We start from the raw sequence: 18,378 nt of genomic DNA on the forward strand, positions 1-18,378 counted from the left end.
TTATTCAAGGATATAGCTGAAGCTCTCTTGCTTATTTCCATAACGTTGTATGGCTTTAAGCAGCTTCTTTTTATGAACAGGTTTACTTAAGTGAGCGGTACAGCCAGCCTCCATGGACATCTGCACATGCTCCCTCATGGCATGGGCGGTAAGTGCTAAAATGGGTAAAGGGGCTCGCTTCTGCTCACGCTCCCAATCTCGAATAATCTGGGTGGCTGTATAACCATCCATCTGCGGCATCTGCACATCCATGAGTATCATATCAACAGGCTCCTGGCTTACTACTGTCACCAACTCCACCGCCTCACGGCCATTGCGTGCAAGGGTTAAATGGTGGGGAGAGCCCTTTAAAAAGGCTTGAATCAGCTTTAAATTATCTTCGCTGTCATCCACCACCAATAGATGCAGTGGTTGACTTAGCTGCTCAGCCTCACGCTCTTTGATCTGTTGGGATGCCTGTCCCATCACTTCTGTCAAACTGCCCATCAATAGATCCAACTCATGGGGGGCACGCTGTAGATGAATGCTCAATGAATCAAACAGATCCAATCCTGTTTTAGGCAGTGCACCACTTAAAATAATGGGCAGCCGGTTTGCATCATGCCGTAAACGGATGTGATGTAAGGTATCATGCAGCTTCTGTAGATCTTCCCCATCATAATGAATTAATAAGAGATCGGGAAAACGACCATCTTGGCCGTAGATCATCTCTAAATCATGTTCCAGTGGATGCCTATTCCCTCTTGATAGAGCCACCCCCCCCAAATGCCGCACAGTTTTTTCGTAGTAGTCATGAATAATGGGGTGGTCATGCTTGACCAAAACCCGCTTGTTGCTTAGGGCCAATGTGGTTTCATGATCTGGCGTTTGTCGATCTACCTGCATCGGTACCTGTAGTGTAAAAGAGCTACCCACCTCTTCATGACTCTTTAAGGTCAGGGCACCCCCCATCAAGCCAATAATACGCTGTGAAATGGCTAAGCCAAGGCCACTGCCCCCATATTTCCGGGTAATGGAGGCATCAGCCTGTGTAAATGCTTGAAATATTTTATCCTGCATGATCTGTGGGATACCAATACCTGTATCGACCACAGAGATCAATAATTCAACTTTTTCATCACTAGACATGTTTTGGCTGCGCACCAAAACAGAGATACTCCCTTCATGGGTAAACTTTACAGCATTACCCAAAAAGTTAATCAGGACCTGCCTTAAGCGAGAGGGATCACCCATTAAATGGTAAGGGACGGTGTCATCAAAAAAATGCAGCAGTTGCAGCCCTTTTTCCTGACTGCGATGTTCGACAATCGAGAGTGCATCGCGTACCACTTGCCTGGGAGAAAAACAGGTGGTTTCCAACTCCATGTGGCCTGCTTCAATTTTTGAAATATCAAGAATATCATTGATAATCTGTAGGAGGTTCCCCCCTGCTGAACTAAGTAAATCCATAAAACTGCGCTGATCTTGGTTAAGCGCCGTCTCTAATAACAGTTCAGAGGTCCCTAAAATGGCATTCATTGGTGTACGAATTTCATGACTCATGGTCGCTAAAAATTCGCTTTTACACCGGTTGGCATGCTCAGCCTCCTCCTTGGCGTGTACCAAAGCATCTTCAACCTCTTTGCGTTGGGTCAAATCCACCACCGTCACCAGTACGTTATCCCAAGATCCCTCAGACTCTTCCGATAAAGAGGCGCGAACTTGTGTCCATAAGGTTTGCCCGTTTAAAGTCTTTTGCACAGCCTCCCGTTCAAAAAGCTGCTTTCCTTCTAAAAAACCGATGAGTTCTTGGCGAAAAACCACCAAACTCTCTTCATTAAAAATATGCGCCAAGCTCTCATACAACCCCTCTTTACTGGGTGCCTCAAACAGCTCAAGCGTAGCTTGGTTAACATTTTTTACACGTACCATCTTGGCACATCTGGTGACAACGTCAGGGTTATCCATTAAATAGGCAGGCAAATCCGTAATCCCCTGTGAAGCCAAATCATCCAAGTGCTGCTTAACCGTACTAAAATCCTCTTCCCATAAAGAGATGGGAGAGTTTTCAAACAGGTTCCGATAGTGGGCTTCACTATGAATAATTTTCTGTTCCGCTGCCCGTTGCTCGGTGATATCCCGAAAGGTCACCACCGCACCGACCACTCGCTCCTCTTCCCTAAGCGGAACTGACCGGTAGGAGACAGGAAAAGCACGGCCATCTGCTCGCCAAAAGGTTTGATCGCCCCCTTCAATGGTCTCACCAGCAATCATGGCTTGGTAAATAGGACAGTGTGAAGAAGAGACAGGCTTTCCATCCTTATCTTTTGGATGAATAAGTTGGTGCATATGCTTACCCACCAGGTGCTGTGGATCTTCATAACCCAATATCTGGGCACAGGCCGGGTTGGCGATGGTGCAGCATCCATCCAGATCTAGCGCATAAAAACCTTCTGCCATAGCATTAAACAGTGAACGAAGGTTTGACTCCTGCTCTTTAACCTGCTGTTCAGCAAGCGCCTTGGCACGGCGGGATCGGGCATCGAGGATCTCACGCCGCAAAGCCACCTGTAACCGTGTAAGGTTGTCTTTAGAGAGAAAATCCCGGGCACCTGCTTCCAACAATGTAATGGCATCAGTCTCAGGTACGGTGCCGGAGATAATAAGAACTGGAAGATTATTATCCCACTGCCCGACTTTTTCCAAACAGAGGTGCGCCGTCATTCTGGGCATGCGGATATCACAAATGACAGCATCAAAATTCTGATTTTTTAAGGCATCATCCAATCCCGCTTCATCTTCCACCCGTTGCCATTGCACATGCATGCCTTGCTGCTGTAGCTCCAGTACAATCAGCTCGGCATCATCAGGGTTATCATCCACCAACAATAAATGAAGGCTCTCAACCATGGGCTTGAACCTGGGAAGGTGGCGGCATATTAATATCCAGCCAATAGACTCCTAACTGCCGAATGACCTCTACAAAGGCCTCATAAACAACCGGTTTTCGTACAAAGCTACATGCGCCCAGTTCATAACAGCGCTTACACTCCAAAGCATCATTGGATGTGGTTAAAACGATAACGGGTAGATGTTCAATCCCTGGCGTGACGCGGATTTTTTGCAAGACCTCCATGCCAGAAAGTTTAGGCAGGTTCAGATCCAACAACACCACATGAGGAGGCCAAATTCCGGCGTGTAACAAAGTAGGGTCTGTTAAACGGCGGATGGCCTCTGCTCCATCCGTCGCAACTTCCACATGAACCTTACTCCCCTGCTTCTTAAAAACACGCAGGGTTAACTCAACATCATCTGGGTTATCCTCCACCAAAAACAGGGTTGGGGGTTTCATGATATGTCCTCTCCAAAGGTCAAACTAAAACGGGCACCTTCTCCGGGTTTTGCCGTTGCTTCTATGGTCCCACCATGGCGTTGAATAATTCTTTTAACCGTGCTTAAACCGATACCGCTACCTTCAAATTCTTGATCGTTGTGTAAGCGCTGAAAGGGCTGGAAAAGACGTTGAGCATACGCCATATCAAATCCAGCTCCGTTATCCTGAATCACAACCCTTCCCGCCTGTTTCGTAACGGAGATGTGTGCATGATCTTTTTGCCCCGTATACTTCCATGCATTGCCCAAAAGATTCTCTAACACCACCCGCACAAAGCGGGGGTCGGCCTCCACAGTCAGTGCATCCTCAACCTGAATCTTAACCTGCCGCTCGGGCTCCTTGGCTTGGCACCCCTCCAAGACCTCATGAGCAATGGCCGATAGATCACAGCACTCTCTTTGCAGCTCACCGCGGGTGGAACGCGATAGCTTGAGCAGATCATCAATCAACTGCCCCATGCGAACAGCCCCTGCCCTAACCCGGTCTAAAAAATGTTTGGGGGTCGGCTCTAACGCATCCCCTAAATCTTGGACCAGTGCGGCACTAAATCCATCAATCGCACGCAGAGGCCCACGTAAATCATGTGAGACAGAGTACGTAAAAGCCTCCAGCTCTTCATTGGCCGCATTTAACTCGGCCACACGCTGGTTTAGATCTAGGTTTAGTGCACGAATTTGGCTTGCATCCTGCTCTCGCGCCCTTAACAAACGGGCATTGGCCAGTGCTAACCCCGCCACAGGGGCCAACTGTAACCCTTGGTTTAAATAACGGTCTCGTTGGTGAGGAAAAGCCAGCCCAACAACTGCCAGCACCCCCAACGTCTGTCCTTGATGGTTCAGGCAAAGTGTAAAACCATCTTCAAACGGCGCACTCTCTGTCACTGCTTCCAACGGCTGCACCATCGCTTCTAGGGCCAGATCATCCATACCCATGTTTTGGTGATGCCATTTCTGTGGGGTCTGTTGACCTTTTGCAAGTAAGGCAACCGCTTGCGGCGCACATAACATTTGAAACAGATCCATCACCCCCTGGATCACATGCTCTTCCGCGGCAAATCCTGTTATCTGCCCGGCCAACTGCGCCACCATGGCAGCATCAGCCAAAGCACGCTCCTGCTGTTTAAGGCTGCTGTTGCAGTTGGCCAAATGGTGGGCATGAATACGTGATTCTAGGTGTGCCCTAAACATGGCGATACCAACAGGCAAGGTACGCGCAGGGATCCCTGTATACGCCGATAAAGCCTGTAGATGCGTCTGGGCATGAACATCCGCACCACTATCGAGCAACAACAACTCATGGGTTTGCCCACCAAAGCAGTCTTCTGGCTGGTCGGGAGAAAAGCCCCATTGCACAACTTTTTGCTTCCAGTGGGGCAACATACCGGGGGTTAACAGGTGCGCCCCATTTTTTAAAGGCTCGGTTAAAGTTTCCCGGCCTGCAAGAAGATCAAAACAGAGATCTCGTACCCCAACACGTACCTTGCCTGCCTCTAAACGTTTATGCAGAGCAGCCAAGCATCCCCCTTCTACAATCATGGTACGTTTAGGCTGCTCGAGCATGGCATCTAGCCAGGGGCCTTCTTCCAATGTGGGTTTATCACAATTGGCAGGATAGCTATGGATCACCACATCCTTACGGTTTTCCAAGGCCAGTTCCACCTCCCGTACCAGATACTGGCAAACCCAAATGTTAAGAGGTTCGCTCATGCTTCAGCCTCCACCCAATCTAATGGGTAGCGACCCCACTTATTCAGAGCATCCCGCACACCTTGCAGTACTTCATGGGGAACCTGCCAAGGGATCTCACCGTGGTTATCCGAGAGAATAAACCCCCCACCTGGTGCAGCCTTGCGGATGACCTCCTTCACCGCATGCTCTGTCATTTCTGCGCTCCAACGGCGCATACTGACACCGTTAAGATTGCCCAACAGGCTTAATTTTCCACGGCAAGATGATTTTAATTGATCCAAATCTTCCGCACTGCTTATCCCCATAACAGCAGTACCGGTTTGGGCCACTTGATCCACAATCTCCAGGGCATTACCCGAAGCAAAATGCGTCGCCGTTGGACCCTGAATAGAGGCCAAGGTACGTTTAGCGACCTCATAACCGGTCTCTTTGTAGAGATCTGCAGGTATGTTGGTGGTAGAAGATACGGGGTCAAAGTAGCAAATGGCTGTGGCACCTGCTTCCAATTGCGCATTGGCCCAGGCGATGCTAAACGCCTCATTGAGCGCCATTAACTTTTGAAAACGTGTACGGTCTGTATAGATAAGTTCAAGGTAAGGACCAAACCCCATCTGCATAACCGGCAGTGAAAAAGGGGAGATCGCCACACCAATAATCGGAACCGTATCTCCCACAGCCTGCTTCATCCGCCTTTGGCTCTCAAGCACCCGCTGCAGATCGGGGCTCTTAGGAATGTCAGGGACATGAAGATGATCAATATCCTCCGGGCGGGTAATCACCGGGCGTCCTGCATTGGGGGGGCCATCCTCAAACCAAATGACATCCCCACCCCAGGCTTGGGTTTCGATCGCCGCATAATGAAAGCCATACAGACAATCATTGTCATATTTTTCAAGAAGCTTAAGTTGCCCTTTAGCAACCATAGCCGCATCGGAAAAATAGTCTTTGATCGAGGTGCCCAACTCTTTGGCACCCGTAATGGTAAACAGTAAAAAAAGCGGGACCCGGTCTGGTTCCTGATGACCCAGAGTGGTAAGCACACGCTGCATAGAAGTCATGGGAGCAGGGTTCATGATAAGCTCCTTACCATCTGCAACGCCTCAGCGGTGTTGCGTGCCATGGCATCGGCCCCCACCTCTTGCCATAACTGATCATCAAACCTAAATGGCGCCCCCCCAACAACAATACGCACCGATAAACCTTCTTCATTAAGCTTTGCCCGCAAATCCGCCACCCGTAGGGCTGAACGCAACATCAGTGCTGAGACCAGCATGACAGAAATACCATCTTGCTTAATACGTGGCACCAAGCCCTTCAGATCCATACGACCATAGTCATGCAGATCATAACCACTGGCCTTTAGGGCGCTATAGACCATCTGCTTACCCAACATATGAAAATCTTCCAGCACACAAATGGCCATAGCCGGTTGGGGCCAGGGTTTTTCTTGGTTATCCCACTGCAGACCGTTGGCAAGTTCTTCACAGACTTGACCACTCATATAGACTTGAGAGAGCGCAACATCCCCCACCTCCCAACCTTGTCCAATCTCTTCTAGCACAGGGACCAACAGAGATTCCACAACGGTTGTGGGGCTATTGTGCTGCGCAAAGGTGTGCAAAATCGATCGTGCAGAAACACGATCCACTTGCATAAGTGCCTTTTGCAGTTCTGCTACTGGGGCAGATCCTGACAATAGCGCTGTATCGGTCGTCATAACAACCTCCCTACAGAGCTCATCCACTTCAGATAATCATTTTGTATGGGTGCCTATATATATTCTATGACAGTAACAAAATGTTTCAAACAACCGAATGCACAAATAGGGGAAAAAAATATTTTCCTCCGCCGTAATAACGCGTTGGCCCCTGTAAAAACTGAACAAAAAAAGGGTTCATTACGCTTAATATCACAGATGTAAAAAAGGCGCCCCAAAGGACGCCTTTTTTACATGATCTGTTCTGTGCGAACTATTTTTGTGCACCGTGTTGATCACTGTACACATCATCATAACCAGTGATCATAGCTTTTACATACTGCATGGGAGGATGGCCCGTAAAGGCCATATATAGATGCATAACAAAGAAGATCAACATGGCAAAGGCTGCAGCAACATGTACCAGGGCCACATCCCCTAATGTTAACCCCCAACTGGCGGGCCAATCGTTGTAGTACATATAAAGCAGCCCACTGATCCAGATGATGGGAGAGATCGCTATGTTAAACACCGAGTAGGCAATACGCTGCAAAGGGTTGTGTTTAAACCGTTTGGTCTTTTTGTAAGGGTGAGGTATGGAGTGGTCAAAAATCCCTACTGAGTAGTACTTCATCACCGCAAACAACCGCTCAGTCGTTGGGACATACTGTTTCCACTCCCCCGTAATCAAGTGCCAAAAAATGGCAAACACCCACAACCAAATCAACACCCAGGCAACCATGCGGTGATAATCCGCTGCTTTTTCATAACCAAACAAGGTGTAAGCACCATTAACCTCAAAACCAGTGATCATCAAACCTATGATCAGGATCGCCTGAAACCAGTGCCAAAACCGTTCAAAACGGGAAAAAACCAACTCACGGGTTTTCATCATGCACCTCCCCTAACCTTTACGACTACTGGAAATTATGCGCACCAACCCATGTAAGGTAACCCCGATAAGAGCAACCAATGCACCATACCAACCCAATTTTGAGAGCCAGGGGAAACTATCTCGCCCAGGCATATAGAAGCCGCTAAGCGCCTCTAACCGCCCCTCTTTTGTATGACACGCATTACACTCCACCGCTTGCTCTTTAGGGGCCACCATATGGGTGATCGGCCAGAAATACTGTGTCTCAACCCAGTCGTGCTTGCCACTATAGGTTATGCCTCGAGCTTTCAGTCCAACCTCAATGGCTTTATCCCAGTCATAGCTCTTCCAATAAGCACTTTTATCCTTACCAAACAGATGGGGTACCGCGAGAATATTCTGCTCGGCATCATAAGGCTGCTTACCGCGCATGACTTTAAAGGGCCAAATGCGGGAATCAGCATGGTCAGGACCGCCACCAAAGGTGTTGATATCCACCACCCCAGAAGGATCGATCTTCTCTTCTAACATTTGGTATGTGATCTGACCATCAAACCAGTAGTACTCAGGCACCACATTAGCCTGCCAGATAAAATCCCCTTTTTTGGGGTGATAAACCGCGTAGCCGTCGGCATCCTTTTTAACCTTTTTGCCCTTACCTGCGGTTGACCAGTCCCACCACATTTTAGTTTTGCGCCCACCCCGTGCATAGGTGGGTACATGGCAGGTTTGGCACGCAACCTTATCGGTATGATCGTTGAGTTTGGGATGGTTATTCTGTGGATGAGGCGTCATACCATGGCATGACTCACAACTGGCCCGCGTAAAGTCTGTCTTACCTGGGACATCAATACCCACTTTGTCGACTGCATTCATCTGGTAACGAGAACCCGTTACCTTATGGCCACCCGTTGTGTGGCAGGTTTGACAGGTGAAGTTCAAACCATCGGTCCCCATATGCACATCCAACGCTTTTTGCGGATTGCTCATGCTGGAGTCTAAATCCCCATGCTTCACCCCATTACCACCACCACCATAGAAGTGACAAGCCCCACAATTGGACCTTTTAGGGTTGCCCACACCTTTGGCCACCTTTACAAGATCCACCGGTTGCCAGATTTTTTTTGACTTAGGTGGAAACACTTTGGGTGTATAGGTGGGATGCCCCGCACCGGTGGGAAATTTTTTGTACGTCCCTGTCGTATCATGACAGACCAAACAATCCACCAAGTTCTGATTACCCAGATCAAAATTGGCATTTTTCCATCCATAACCAATATGGCAACTGGTACAACGGGGCCAATTGGTCGCTGTGGCCACACAAAAGTTGTTGACCACATGTTTTTTACCCAGCGTCTGACCTGTCAGTTCATTTTCAAAAGCCCAAGTCCAATGGGTCGTTTTCATAAGCTGATGAGAAGCCTTGCTATGACAGGTTAAACAGGCCTTTGTAACATCTGGCCCAACCTTAAAAGGACCTTCCAACACTTTAAATGTAGTGTGGTCAGCCGTAGAAGGTGCATGTTGTGAACGCAGACTCATATCTACGGTCGCCCACCCTGGCGTTATGCCATATAAGCACACCGTGATGACCATCACCCCTATTTTAGTTATGTGTGTGATCCATCGTTGAGCATACATGGCCTACCCCCTCTCAAATTGTCAGGGCAAACAGCAATAACACCAAGCACTGTTTTGCAGGATTTCACAGCTTGAGAGTAACAAATAGAACCGATGAAGTCAACTTTACTCTTATTATTCAATGACTTATATATTCTCTGGAAAAATATTAAACATTCTTACAAACGATATCACTATTACCTGTTAATGTTATGTTCATATATATAATCTTCATCTACTTAGGCCTGTTCAAACCGACTTAGCTGCGCCAAAACCTCCATCACTTAACATAGGTTAAATAATATATCCCCAAAAATGGCCTCCCTACAAAAAATCAAAGAGCTCTTGGACCAAAGAGAATCAGCAGCGCACCCACGACACAAAGCACCGCCCCTGTACCATCCCAAAAATCCGGGCGCACCCCCTCGACGGTCCACATCCATAACAAAGAGGTCACAATGTAAATTCCACCATAGGCGGCGTAGGCACGGCCGGCAAAATCGGCTTCAACACGGGTCAATAACCATGCAAAGAGAAGCAGAGAGATCCCACCAGGCAGTAGCCAGTAGATTGATCGGCCTAAACGCAACCATGCCCAAAACGCAAAACAGCCCGCAATCTCAGCGATGGCGGCCAAGAGATAGGTGCCCACACTGTTCATGAAGTAAGTTGACCTTTCAACACCATGGGTAAACCAGCCACACACATAACGACACGTTCGGCCTGTTTGGCCACAGCTTGGTGCAGCCAACCGGCCTCATCCACATAACGTCGGGTAAGCGCCCCCATAGGCACAACCCCTAAACCGGTCTCATTACTGACCAGAACCACCTCCCCTGGCAGTTCTGCCAACCCCTTTAAAAGCGCTTCTTTTTCTGCAGCCAACACCTCACCTGTTTCATCCGCCAACAGCAGGTTGGTTATCCATAGGGTTAAACAATCCACCAACAGGTAACGCTCAGGGGTTGCATGTTTTTTAAGGATTGCCGCGAGATGCACGGGTTCTTCAACCGTTAGCCAGTGGTCAGGGCGCATGGCACGGTGCCGTGCAATGCGTTGATCCATCTCCCCATCTTCATTACGCGCTGTGGCGATCATCACAACCTGTTGGCCGCTCTGCACAGCCCACTGCTCCGCCATCGCTGTTTTTCCCGACCGAGCCCCCCCCAAAATGAGTGTAATGGACAAGCTTCCCCCTCCCTTTATCCAGGTATTCTTTGTTTTAAAGCCACTGGATGCGTATGGTAGCAGCCATGTTTTTTATGAGAACGGTGCTCATGTCCCTACACACCCATGTATCCAACTATTTGGTTGATCATCTCACCCCCAATGTCAGGGGGGCATTGTGGCTGGTGACTTCTGGTCTCTTTTTTTCCACCGTCGGGGCCATTGTTAAATGGACAGGTAGTGACCTGCACGCCCTACAGATTGTCTTTTTCCGCTGCCTGTTTGGCTTGATTCTACTAAGCCCACTTCTTTTAAGGAACCGCGGGGCCATTTTACGCACCCAACGGCAGGGCATCCACAATTTGCGGGCGTTGGTGGGCATTTTTGCCATGACCACCACCTTTTATGCTTACGCCAACCTACCTTTGGCCGATGTCACAGCGCTCTCCTTTACCAACCCCCTGTTTATGATTCCTCTTGCAGTGCTGTTTTTAGGGGAGAAGGTGCACTGGCGACGTTGGAGCGCCACCGCTATGGGCTTTATTGGCGTGCTGGTGATGCTACGCCCTGGTACAGCCCCTTTTAATCCTGACCTACTGGCGGCCATTATCAGTCCATTTTTGATCGCAGGCGTTCGGGTGCTGATTAAAAGCATGGCAACAACAGAAGCTACATTTACCATCGTCGGACGTTATAGCATCGCCTCCACACTACTCTCTATGCCTTTGGCATTATGGGTATGGCGCTGGCCCACGGTAGAGACCTTACTGTTGTTGGCACTCGCCAGTGCCATTGCCACCTTGGCCTCAGCCATGATGGTCCGCGCTTATGCCGCCGGTGAAGCCACGGCCATTACCCCTTTTGACTATACACGGCTCTTTTTTGCCAGTGGCTACGGTATGATGATTTTTGGCGAACCAACCTCGCTGTTTACCTGGATCGGTGCCGCTATTATTCTCGCCGCAACACTCTATATTGCCCACAGAGACCGTATTGAACACTTGTCTCGCACCCCAGCTGTGGAATAATAGCATATGCATTTTTTGGCTAAGGGACGACCATGACTGTACACGATGAGCCACTGACCTCCGGCATTGGCCGTGCTACCCTACAGTGGCATAACGAAACAACCCCCTACAGTCCACGTTTTGATGATATCTACTATAAGCCTGAACAGGGGATAGAAGAGTCAGAATATGTCTTTTTAGAAGGTATACAGGCCCCTGCTTGCTGGCAGGAAGGTACGCTTTTTACGCTGGCAGAAACAGGTTTTGGTACTGGCCTTAACTTTCTGCTAACGGCTCACCTTTGGCTACAAACCGCCCCAGCAGATGCCCGTTTACACTACATTTCCGTCGAAGGTTACCCCATGGATAGGGCTGCGCTGGCCCAAGCCCATGCTCCCTTTACCAAACTCCAAGAACTCTCCACCCAATTGATTGAGGTTTGGCCAGAAACAACACCTGGCTTTCATCACCGATCGTTACGGGATGGACGCCTAACGTTGACCCTACTCTTTGGCCCCGTCGAGCTTATGCTAAGCCAGCTACATGCCACCGTGGATGCTTGGTATCTGGACGGCTTTGCCCCCAGCCGTAATCCACAGATGTGGAGTGAAGCTGTTTTTAAACAGGTCGCCCGTTTAAGTGACGCCGGAACCCGTATTGCCTCATTTACAGTTGCAGCACCGGTCAAAAAATCATTAACAACCCACGGTTTTGAAATTAACAAAGCTCCAGGTTTTGCAGAAAAACGGGAGTGCTTACGGGCCACGATGGTGCGCAAAGCGCCACTCCCCAACCCCAGTAAAGCGACCATTCCCAGTTGGTTTATTCCACCGACACCCAAAGCCCCCATTAAACAGGTTGCCATTATTGGTGCAGGCATCGCCGGGGCTGCGACCGCATATGCTTGTCAACAGGTGGGCATTAAACCCACTGTTTTTGAACGCCACGGCCATGCGGGTGCAGAGGCATCAGGTAATCCATCGGGCTTATTCAATCCCCGTCTAACCGCCGGGGTTAGCATTGATGGCAGCTTCCATTCCGCAGCCTACTTTCATGCGTTGGCACTGTATGACCAGCTGGTACAACACTTTCCCGCCATTCGCCACCCAGGTGAGGGACTGTTCCATATGGCGGAAAGTGATGCCGAGGTCCAACGCATGAAGCGGGCCTTAAGCCACAGCGGTTGGCCCGCAGCCCACGCACAGTGGATGGAGGCCTCGCAGGCCAGTGAAAAACTCGGCATTTCGCTCCCCAAAGGGGGGTTATGGCATGGCCGAGCCTGCTGTTTAAATCCCGCAGCCCTCTGTGAAGCACTGTTAAGTGGCATTGATGTACACTACAACACGGAGATAACGGCCCTCCAGCAGCAACAGGAGGGGTGGCAACTGGCTAGCCACGGCCACACCCATGGACCTTTTGATGCCACCATTATCACAACAGGAGCCCACGCCCCCCTACTCTACCCAGATGCCGAAATTCCCAATGATGCCATACAGGGGCAGCTCAGTATTATGACATCCAGTGCCCAGGATATGAACCACCACTCACTGGTTTTTGGTGGTTACCTAACCCCTGCATATACGGATGAACATGGGGAAACTAAGCAGGTTTTAGGGTCAACCTATAAACCTTGGGATGACCTTACCGACCCCCAATGGTCTAACTGCACGGCAGATGGCCACCAACATGTTTGGCAGCAGTTGCAGGATATTTTACCAGAACTAGGGACAGAGTGGGCACAACCTGCTCTGACTGGGCGTGCGGCACTGCGGGCTGTAGTTAGGGATCATTTACCCCTGGTTGGGCCACTACCTAATGCATCGGAGTACCGCCAAGTTTATGCTAAACTGTACCAAGGTAAACGAGCCCCTGCCGCCCAACCCGCCCCTTATGTTCCTGAGCTATATATGGTGGGCGGCTTAGGTTCCCGAGGTTTGTTGACCGCCCCTCTTTTGGGGCATACCATAGCAGCGGTCTTATCCGGTGCGGCTTTACCACTGGAAGCCGATCAATGGTCAGCCATGCACCCTGCTCGAATACTGATTAGAACCATAAAAAAACAACCGGTTCAGGAATAAAGGTTAGAAGATGCAACCCAAACCCAAACCCCGCATTGTTACCTTTATTGGTATCCTTTTTCCTTTGCTGCTGGCGGTATCCTTACTGACCTTTTTTCTTTATAAGCTGGACAAGCTAGACCGTATTGCGCTCATTGAAACCCACGCCAGAGAAGAGGTTCAAGCCCTGCGTAAACTGGTGGTTGCAGACCTTAAGAGCACCTATACCGACCTGGATCTTCTGGTTAACTTAGATGCCTTAGGAGATTTTTTGGATGACCCAAGTGCGGCCAACCGGGCACGCATTAACCGTCTGTTTCAGAGTTTTTCTCAATCTAAAAAGGTCTATGATCAAATCCGCTTTATCGATAACCGTGGGGAAGAGACCATTCGGGTCAACTTTGCGGGTAATCATGCCCGGATCGTGCCCCGTCAAGAGCTACAAAACAAACGGCAACGCTACTACTTTCGTGACACTTTTGCTTTAAACCGTGGGGAGGTTTTTTTCTCACCCATGGATCTTAACGTCGAACATGGCAAGGTCGAAGAGCCGTTTAAACCCATGTTGCGTATCGGTACGCCTATTTATGACCGCCAAGGGCAAAAACGCGGTATTGTGCTGCTTAATTACTTAGCCCAGAACCTTCTTGACCGGTTTACCGTCTCAGGACAGGGGGTTTATGGCCACCCCATGATGGTGAATCAAGATGGCTACTGGCTGGTGGGCCCCACCCCAGAAGAAGCCTGGGGTTTTATGTTTACCGACCGGCATAAACACCACATTGGCGAATCCTACCCTGTGGCGTGGAGTGTTATGCGCCTAAAAGACAGTAATAAAATTGTAGGGGGTAAGGGCCTGTTCCTGTTTGACACCATCTACCCTCTTGAGAAGAAGAGTATTGTCAGTGCCACAGGCCCTTCCACATTAAACACCCCAAGCCGAGGCAAACTTCTGGAGCGGGCCTACCACTGGAAAGTCATTTCACATGTCCCCCAGAAAGAGCTGGATACGATCTTCAGCCATCTGCAAAACAGCATACTCATTCTCTACTCAATGGTGGTCTTTGTTATTTTTATGGTCGCTTTGGTTATTGCCCAAAAACGCTATAAAGATCAGACAGCACGCTGTACCAGTGAAGATCAACTTGAACAGCTGGATATTGCTCGAAAAGAGCTGGTTCAAACCGAAAAAATGGCTTCCTTGGGTCGTTTGGTTGCTGGCTTTACCCATGAGATCAACACCCCTATTGGCGTGGCTGTTGGGGCTGCCTCGCAAATACGTAATCAGCTTGATGAGCTCCATGCTTTATTGGAGCAGGATGAGGTTGATGAGCAGGAGCTCTTGGATAAGCTAAAGGTCATGGATGAAGCGACCGCGCTCACCGAGAAAAATCTAAACCGTTCGGCCAACATGATCACCCGCTTTAAACGCACCTCAGCCGACCAAGCCTCACTGGATGTCCGTACCTTTTATGTCTACCAAGCGGTAGATGATGTGGTAGGCAGCCTACACAGTAACTTTAAAAACACCCCAGTGGGTGTCCGTATTCAATGCGAAGATAAACTCCAGTTCAGGGGTATTCCTGGTGTACTGGAGCAGGTGGTGACCAATCTTCTGATTAACAGTTTGATACACGCCTATGACAACGGCAAAAAATCGGGGTTGATTCAACTTCATCTTCAAGTGGCCGAAGATGGCAGCCTGGAGATGTTATTTGCGGATGATGGCGCAGGTATGCCAAGCGAAACCGCCGAACGTATTTTTGAGCCCTTTTTCACCACGCGACGTAATCAGGGTGGCACTGGGCTTGGTCTCTATGTCTGTTATGATCTGGTGGTCAATAAACTGGGCGGAGAGCTGCATTGCACCTCAGAGCCTGGAGAGGGTTCACAGTTCACCATGCGCATGCCCTCTTTAATAGATCCACTCAAAATTCCCGACGCCCCTCCAGGGGATTAAACTCACTAAAAAAGGCAGCCTGTTTAGGCTGCCTTTTTTGGTCGAACCAATCGATCTAACTAAGGCTGCATTACCAACCTGAAACCGACATCCTCATAGCCTTCATCCTTACTCAAAACAATGGATTGAGCATCGCTATAGTGCGCACTATGATCTTGCCAGCCACCGCCCTGCACAACCGCTGTCGTCGCTGTGGCCTGTTCTGAAGCCGTCACCCACTCGCGGACGTTACCCACCATATCCCATAACCCCATGCGGTCCGGACCAAAACGTCCAACAACTCCAGATCCATAGAGACCATTACGGCATACCACCCGTTTTTTTAGAGGTTTTTGGACCCATGGTTTGTTGGGCAGTGTACGTATGGTACTGCTGCGTAAGTTGGCATTGGCACAGCGGCCCTGATCTAGATCGGCCATACGTATACTCTCACCTTGTTGGGCCGCATAACGCCACTGCAACTGGGTGGGGAGCGTAAACTTGGGTCGTTGGACCTCGGGCAGGGAAAGCCATTGGGCAAATTTTTGAGCCTGAATGAGAGAGAGGTTAACAGCGGGTTGCCGCAAACTATTTAACGACCATCCCTTATAGTAACCACTGCGGTGGGTCGGTTGAAAGCGCAAATACGCTTCATTGGTAATCTCATATCGGCTTAACCAGAACCCAGTGACACACTCTTTTTTCTCTTTTTCCCCATCGACAGGCTGTTGTAGACAGCCGCCAGGAATAAAAACAAATTCCAAACCCGTAATGGGATCAACCTGAATGGGCAGACTTTGCATGCCCATACTCCTTTTTGGCACCTCAACAACGTTATCTATTTTCTGTGCATGCTTTTTCTCAACCAATGGAGAAGATGGGCTTTCGGCCTCCACCTGCTCAGAGACAGCGGTTGTGCCAACCTGTTCATCTTTGATCAGTTGAAAAGGCATAGGGGCCAAAAGCTCAGAGGCACTCCAAGGCACCTGTTTTTTACCCGCAGCGTTAACAACACCACGGCGCACAGCCATTAACAACTCTGAAAGAGTTGCCTGCTGGCCAAGTTGTGATACAAACCCCTGTGTATACAGGCTGGGTTGTTGCTGGTTTTTTGGAGCGCCCTGATTGGGTGCCGCCGCAAAGGCAACCACACCATTAAACGGGGCACGCATATGCGCAAGACCAGGTTCTTTAACACGAAAAAAGCGAGCGAAGGGATTAGCCCAGTGGCTATCCAAGACCACCAGTTTGGGCCCCTCTGCATCATCCAGCGCTTTTAACAGCGGATCGACAGCCAAGCCTTTTGATGGCAGTTGATGCCCGTGGGCAACAACAACATCAACAGGTATCAGGTAGTTTTCGCCCTGATACTGCATGGCGTGTCCCATATAGTAGAGTATAGAGCCTGACTTTTTTTTGGCAGCCTGTGCAAATGCTTCTAACGCCTTGGCCAGTGAAGCGTGACCCAGATCCTGTTTACGGGTAACAAGATATCCCAGCTTTTGAAGGGCCTGTTGCAGATCCTCCCCTTGTTTGGAGAGCTGGGAGAGCCCAGAGGTCTGATAACTGCTTTGTGTAATAATCCAGGCCACAGGACGGGGTTGAGAAGCGTTGGCCAAGGGAACCATGGTCAGCACAATGAGTGTAAGGAACCATTTTTTAAACATGCACATCTTCCCCACAAAGGGTGGTCAAATCACTAAACCCCTTAACATAAAGCAAGCAGAGCCTCAGTACCACAACCAAGCATAGGTCTAAGCGACTCAACGCTTACAAATGCAAAAAACCCCGAGCCATGTCGGGGTTTTTTTTATCTCACTATTTTTACAACTGGGGATGGCTACTTTTTAAGAATTTGAACAATATCCTTATGCCCCATGTTAGCCGCCATCGCCGCAGCATCAAAACCATCGATATCTTTTAAGGTAACATCTGCACCCGCCCCTAGAAGCATATGCACAACCTCAGCATGGTTGTTACGTGCAGCCAACATCAGTGCGGTCCAGCCATCTTCTTCCTGCTCATCAATGGGGGCCTTATACTTAATCAGCAGTTTGATGATACGGGCATAGCCATTTTCAGCCGCAATATGCAGGGCCGTACAGCCACACGCTGCATTACGACCGGGCTTGGAGCCATTGGCCAACAACTGATGCACAATATTGTGATAACCCTTTTCAGACGCACGCATCAAAGCGGTCTGACCAAATTTATCCCGAAAGTTAACCTCTGCCCCTTTATTCAATAAAAAGGCCACCAGTTCAGGGTTACCCGTCTGTGCTGCAAGGATCAAGGGGGTGCGGTCTTTTTTATCCCGAACATTGATGTCTGCACCGTTGGTCAGCAGTAGATTAACAATGACTTGAGAACGGCGGCGGCTATCCCAATCGGCCAAGCGAAAGCGAGAAAGCCTGAGCAAAGGGCGTGAACCTGAGCGGGGACGGAAATTGGCATCTGCTCCATTTTTAAGCAGAACTTTCACCACCTCTTTATGCAAACCTTCAACGGCAAGCATCAAGGGAGAGCTCATGCCATCGTCAAAATCCGCATTAACATTTGCCCCGCTGGCGATCAGGAATTTAGCCACTTCTGCGTGCCCTTCCTGACTGGCCCACATAAGCGGTGTCATCCCGTTACGGCTTTGATGGTCTACCATAGAGGCATCCATCTTAAGCGCAGCTTTCAGCCCATTCAGATCACCATTTGCGGCACTCTGTTGCAGCTTCACCGCCACATCCTTCTGTCCCGCGGTCGCAGGCACCATGGGGGTGCTCAACAGGGCAAACATCAAGATGAGATATTTCAAGTTTTTCATGGCAGGAAACATCCACTTTTCACATTGCAGTACATGATATGGAGGCATAGATCATACAACCCATGACGAAAGGGTGTTGACCTCAGGTAATACCACGTTTTCCTCCTCTTTAAAGAAGAATCAGAAAAACGCCATATACATA

At 49.4% G+C, this 18,378-nt stretch carries 14 protein-coding genes; 3 read left to right on the forward strand and 11 right to left on the reverse strand.

Annotated features, from left to right (window positions below; translation table 11 throughout):
- The 9 genes from V5T57_RS00855 to cobU all read right to left on the reverse strand — a co-directional run bounded on the left by V5T57_RS00855 (window position 1) and on the right by cobU (window position 10,391).
- The gene (locus V5T57_RS00855) at window positions 1-2,889 is read right to left on the reverse strand and encodes a response regulator (RefSeq protein WP_332889254.1); all 2,889 of its coding nucleotides are present in this window, start codon (window positions 2,887-2,889) and stop codon (window positions 1-3) included.
- Entirely contained in the window at window positions 2,882-3,331 is a 450-nt protein-coding gene (locus tag V5T57_RS00860; RefSeq protein WP_332889255.1) for a response regulator, read from the reverse strand. Before V5T57_RS00860 ends, V5T57_RS00855 begins: the two co-directional genes overlap by 8 nt.
- A complete protein-coding gene (locus V5T57_RS00865) occupies window positions 3,328-5,079 on the reverse strand; it encodes a sensor histidine kinase (RefSeq protein WP_332889256.1) in 1,752 nt (583 codons plus the stop codon). The genes V5T57_RS00860 and V5T57_RS00865 overlap by 4 nt, the downstream gene beginning before the upstream one ends.
- The gene (locus V5T57_RS00870; protein WP_332889257.1) at window positions 5,076-6,134 is read right to left on the reverse strand and encodes a uroporphyrinogen decarboxylase family protein; all 1,059 of its coding nucleotides are present in this window, start codon (window positions 6,132-6,134) and stop codon (window positions 5,076-5,078) included. Before V5T57_RS00870 ends, V5T57_RS00865 begins: the two co-directional genes overlap by 4 nt.
- Window positions 6,131-6,778 (reverse strand): cobalamin B12-binding domain-containing protein, encoded by a 648-nt coding sequence (locus tag V5T57_RS00875; RefSeq protein WP_332889258.1) that lies wholly within the window; start codon window positions 6,776-6,778, stop codon window positions 6,131-6,133. Before V5T57_RS00875 ends, V5T57_RS00870 begins: the two co-directional genes overlap by 4 nt.
- 253 nt (window positions 6,779-7,031) lie before the next feature.
- Window positions 7,032-7,652, reverse strand: a complete 621-nt coding sequence (locus tag V5T57_RS00880) for a cytochrome b/b6 domain-containing protein (RefSeq protein WP_332889259.1) — start codon at window positions 7,650-7,652, stop codon at window positions 7,032-7,034.
- Between the two features lie 9 nt (window positions 7,653-7,661).
- On the reverse strand, window positions 7,662-9,173 hold the full coding sequence (locus V5T57_RS00885; RefSeq protein WP_332889260.1) for a tetrathionate reductase family octaheme c-type cytochrome: 1,512 nt from the start codon (window positions 9,171-9,173) through the stop codon (window positions 7,662-7,664).
- A gap of 412 nt (window positions 9,174-9,585) precedes the next feature.
- A complete protein-coding gene (locus V5T57_RS00890) occupies window positions 9,586-9,912 on the reverse strand; it encodes a YnfA family protein (protein ID WP_332889261.1) in 327 nt (108 codons plus the stop codon).
- On the reverse strand, window positions 9,909-10,391 hold the full coding sequence (gene cobU / locus V5T57_RS00895; protein WP_442918157.1) for a bifunctional adenosylcobinamide kinase/adenosylcobinamide-phosphate guanylyltransferase: 483 nt from the start codon (window positions 10,389-10,391) through the stop codon (window positions 9,909-9,911). The genes V5T57_RS00890 and cobU overlap by 4 nt, the downstream gene beginning before the upstream one ends.
- Before the next feature lie 137 nt (window positions 10,392-10,528).
- On the opposite strand from cobU, the gene V5T57_RS00900 reads away from it, so the two are divergent.
- The 3 genes from V5T57_RS00900 to V5T57_RS00910 are packed head-to-tail and all read left to right on the forward strand — an operon-like array spanning window position 10,529 to window position 15,442.
- A complete protein-coding gene (locus tag V5T57_RS00900; protein ID WP_332889263.1) occupies window positions 10,529-11,446 on the forward strand; it encodes a DMT family transporter in 918 nt (305 codons plus the stop codon).
- A 32-nt stretch (window positions 11,447-11,478) separates the two neighbouring features.
- Entirely contained in the window at window positions 11,479-13,503 is a 2,025-nt protein-coding gene (gene mnmC, locus V5T57_RS00905) for a bifunctional tRNA (5-methylaminomethyl-2-thiouridine)(34)-methyltransferase MnmC2/FAD-dependent 5-carboxymethylaminomethyl-2-thiouridine(34) oxidoreductase MnmC1 (RefSeq protein WP_332889264.1), read from the forward strand.
- 10 nt (window positions 13,504-13,513) lie between these two features.
- Window positions 13,514-15,442 (forward strand): sensor histidine kinase, encoded by a 1,929-nt coding sequence (locus V5T57_RS00910; RefSeq protein WP_332889265.1) that lies wholly within the window; start codon window positions 13,514-13,516, stop codon window positions 15,440-15,442.
- A 59-nt stretch (window positions 15,443-15,501) separates the two neighbouring features.
- On the opposite strand, the gene V5T57_RS00915 is transcribed toward V5T57_RS00910, so the two are convergent.
- Both V5T57_RS00915 and V5T57_RS00920 read right to left on the reverse strand, forming a co-directional pair.
- Window positions 15,502-17,088, reverse strand: a complete 1,587-nt coding sequence (locus tag V5T57_RS00915; protein WP_332889266.1) for an SUMF1/EgtB/PvdO family nonheme iron enzyme — start codon at window positions 17,086-17,088, stop codon at window positions 15,502-15,504.
- 173 nt (window positions 17,089-17,261) lie between these two features.
- Window positions 17,262-18,236, reverse strand: a complete 975-nt coding sequence (locus V5T57_RS00920; protein WP_332889267.1) for an ankyrin repeat domain-containing protein — start codon at window positions 18,234-18,236, stop codon at window positions 17,262-17,264.
- Window positions 18,237-18,378: the final 142 nt, after the last annotated feature.

It is taken from the genome of Magnetococcus sp. PR-3, from assembly GCF_036689865.1.
In the GTDB taxonomy this organism is placed as follows: domain Bacteria; phylum Pseudomonadota; class Magnetococcia; order Magnetococcales; family Magnetococcaceae; genus Magnetococcus.

Coding starts and splice junctions, on each gene's coding strand:
- V5T57_RS00855 (WP_332889254.1), bottom strand. CDS start 2,889: ATGGTTGAGAGCCTTCATTTATTGTTGGTGGATGATAACCCTGATGAT.
- V5T57_RS00860 (WP_332889255.1), bottom strand. CDS start 3,331: ATGAAACCCCCAACCCTGTTTTTGGTGGAGGATAACCCAGATGATGTT.
- V5T57_RS00865 (WP_332889256.1), bottom strand. CDS start 5,079: ATGAGCGAACCTCTTAACATTTGGGTTTGCCAGTATCTGGTACGGGAG.
- V5T57_RS00870 (WP_332889257.1), bottom strand. CDS start 6,134: ATGAACCCTGCTCCCATGACTTCTATGCAGCGTGTGCTTACCACTCTG.
- V5T57_RS00875 (WP_332889258.1), bottom strand. CDS start 6,778: ATGACGACCGATACAGCGCTATTGTCAGGATCTGCCCCAGTAGCAGAA.
- V5T57_RS00880 (WP_332889259.1), bottom strand. CDS start 7,652: ATGATGAAAACCCGTGAGTTGGTTTTTTCCCGTTTTGAACGGTTTTGG.
- V5T57_RS00885 (WP_332889260.1), bottom strand. CDS start 9,173: ATGAGTCTGCGTTCACAACATGCACCTTCTACGGCTGACCACACTACA.
- V5T57_RS00890 (WP_332889261.1), bottom strand. CDS start 9,912: ATGAACAGTGTGGGCACCTATCTCTTGGCCGCCATCGCTGAGATTGCG.
- cobU (WP_442918157.1), bottom strand. CDS start 10,391: ATGGCGGAGCAGTGGGCTGTGCAGAGCGGCCAACAGGTTGTGATGATC.
- V5T57_RS00900 (WP_332889263.1), top strand. CDS start 10,529: ATGTCCCTACACACCCATGTATCCAACTATTTGGTTGATCATCTCACC.
- mnmC (WP_332889264.1), top strand. CDS start 11,479: ATGACTGTACACGATGAGCCACTGACCTCCGGCATTGGCCGTGCTACC.
- V5T57_RS00910 (WP_332889265.1), top strand. CDS start 13,514: ATGCAACCCAAACCCAAACCCCGCATTGTTACCTTTATTGGTATCCTT.
- V5T57_RS00915 (WP_332889266.1), bottom strand. CDS start 17,088: ATGTTTAAAAAATGGTTCCTTACACTCATTGTGCTGACCATGGTTCCC.
- V5T57_RS00920 (WP_332889267.1), bottom strand. CDS start 18,236: ATGAAAAACTTGAAATATCTCATCTTGATGTTTGCCCTGTTGAGCACC.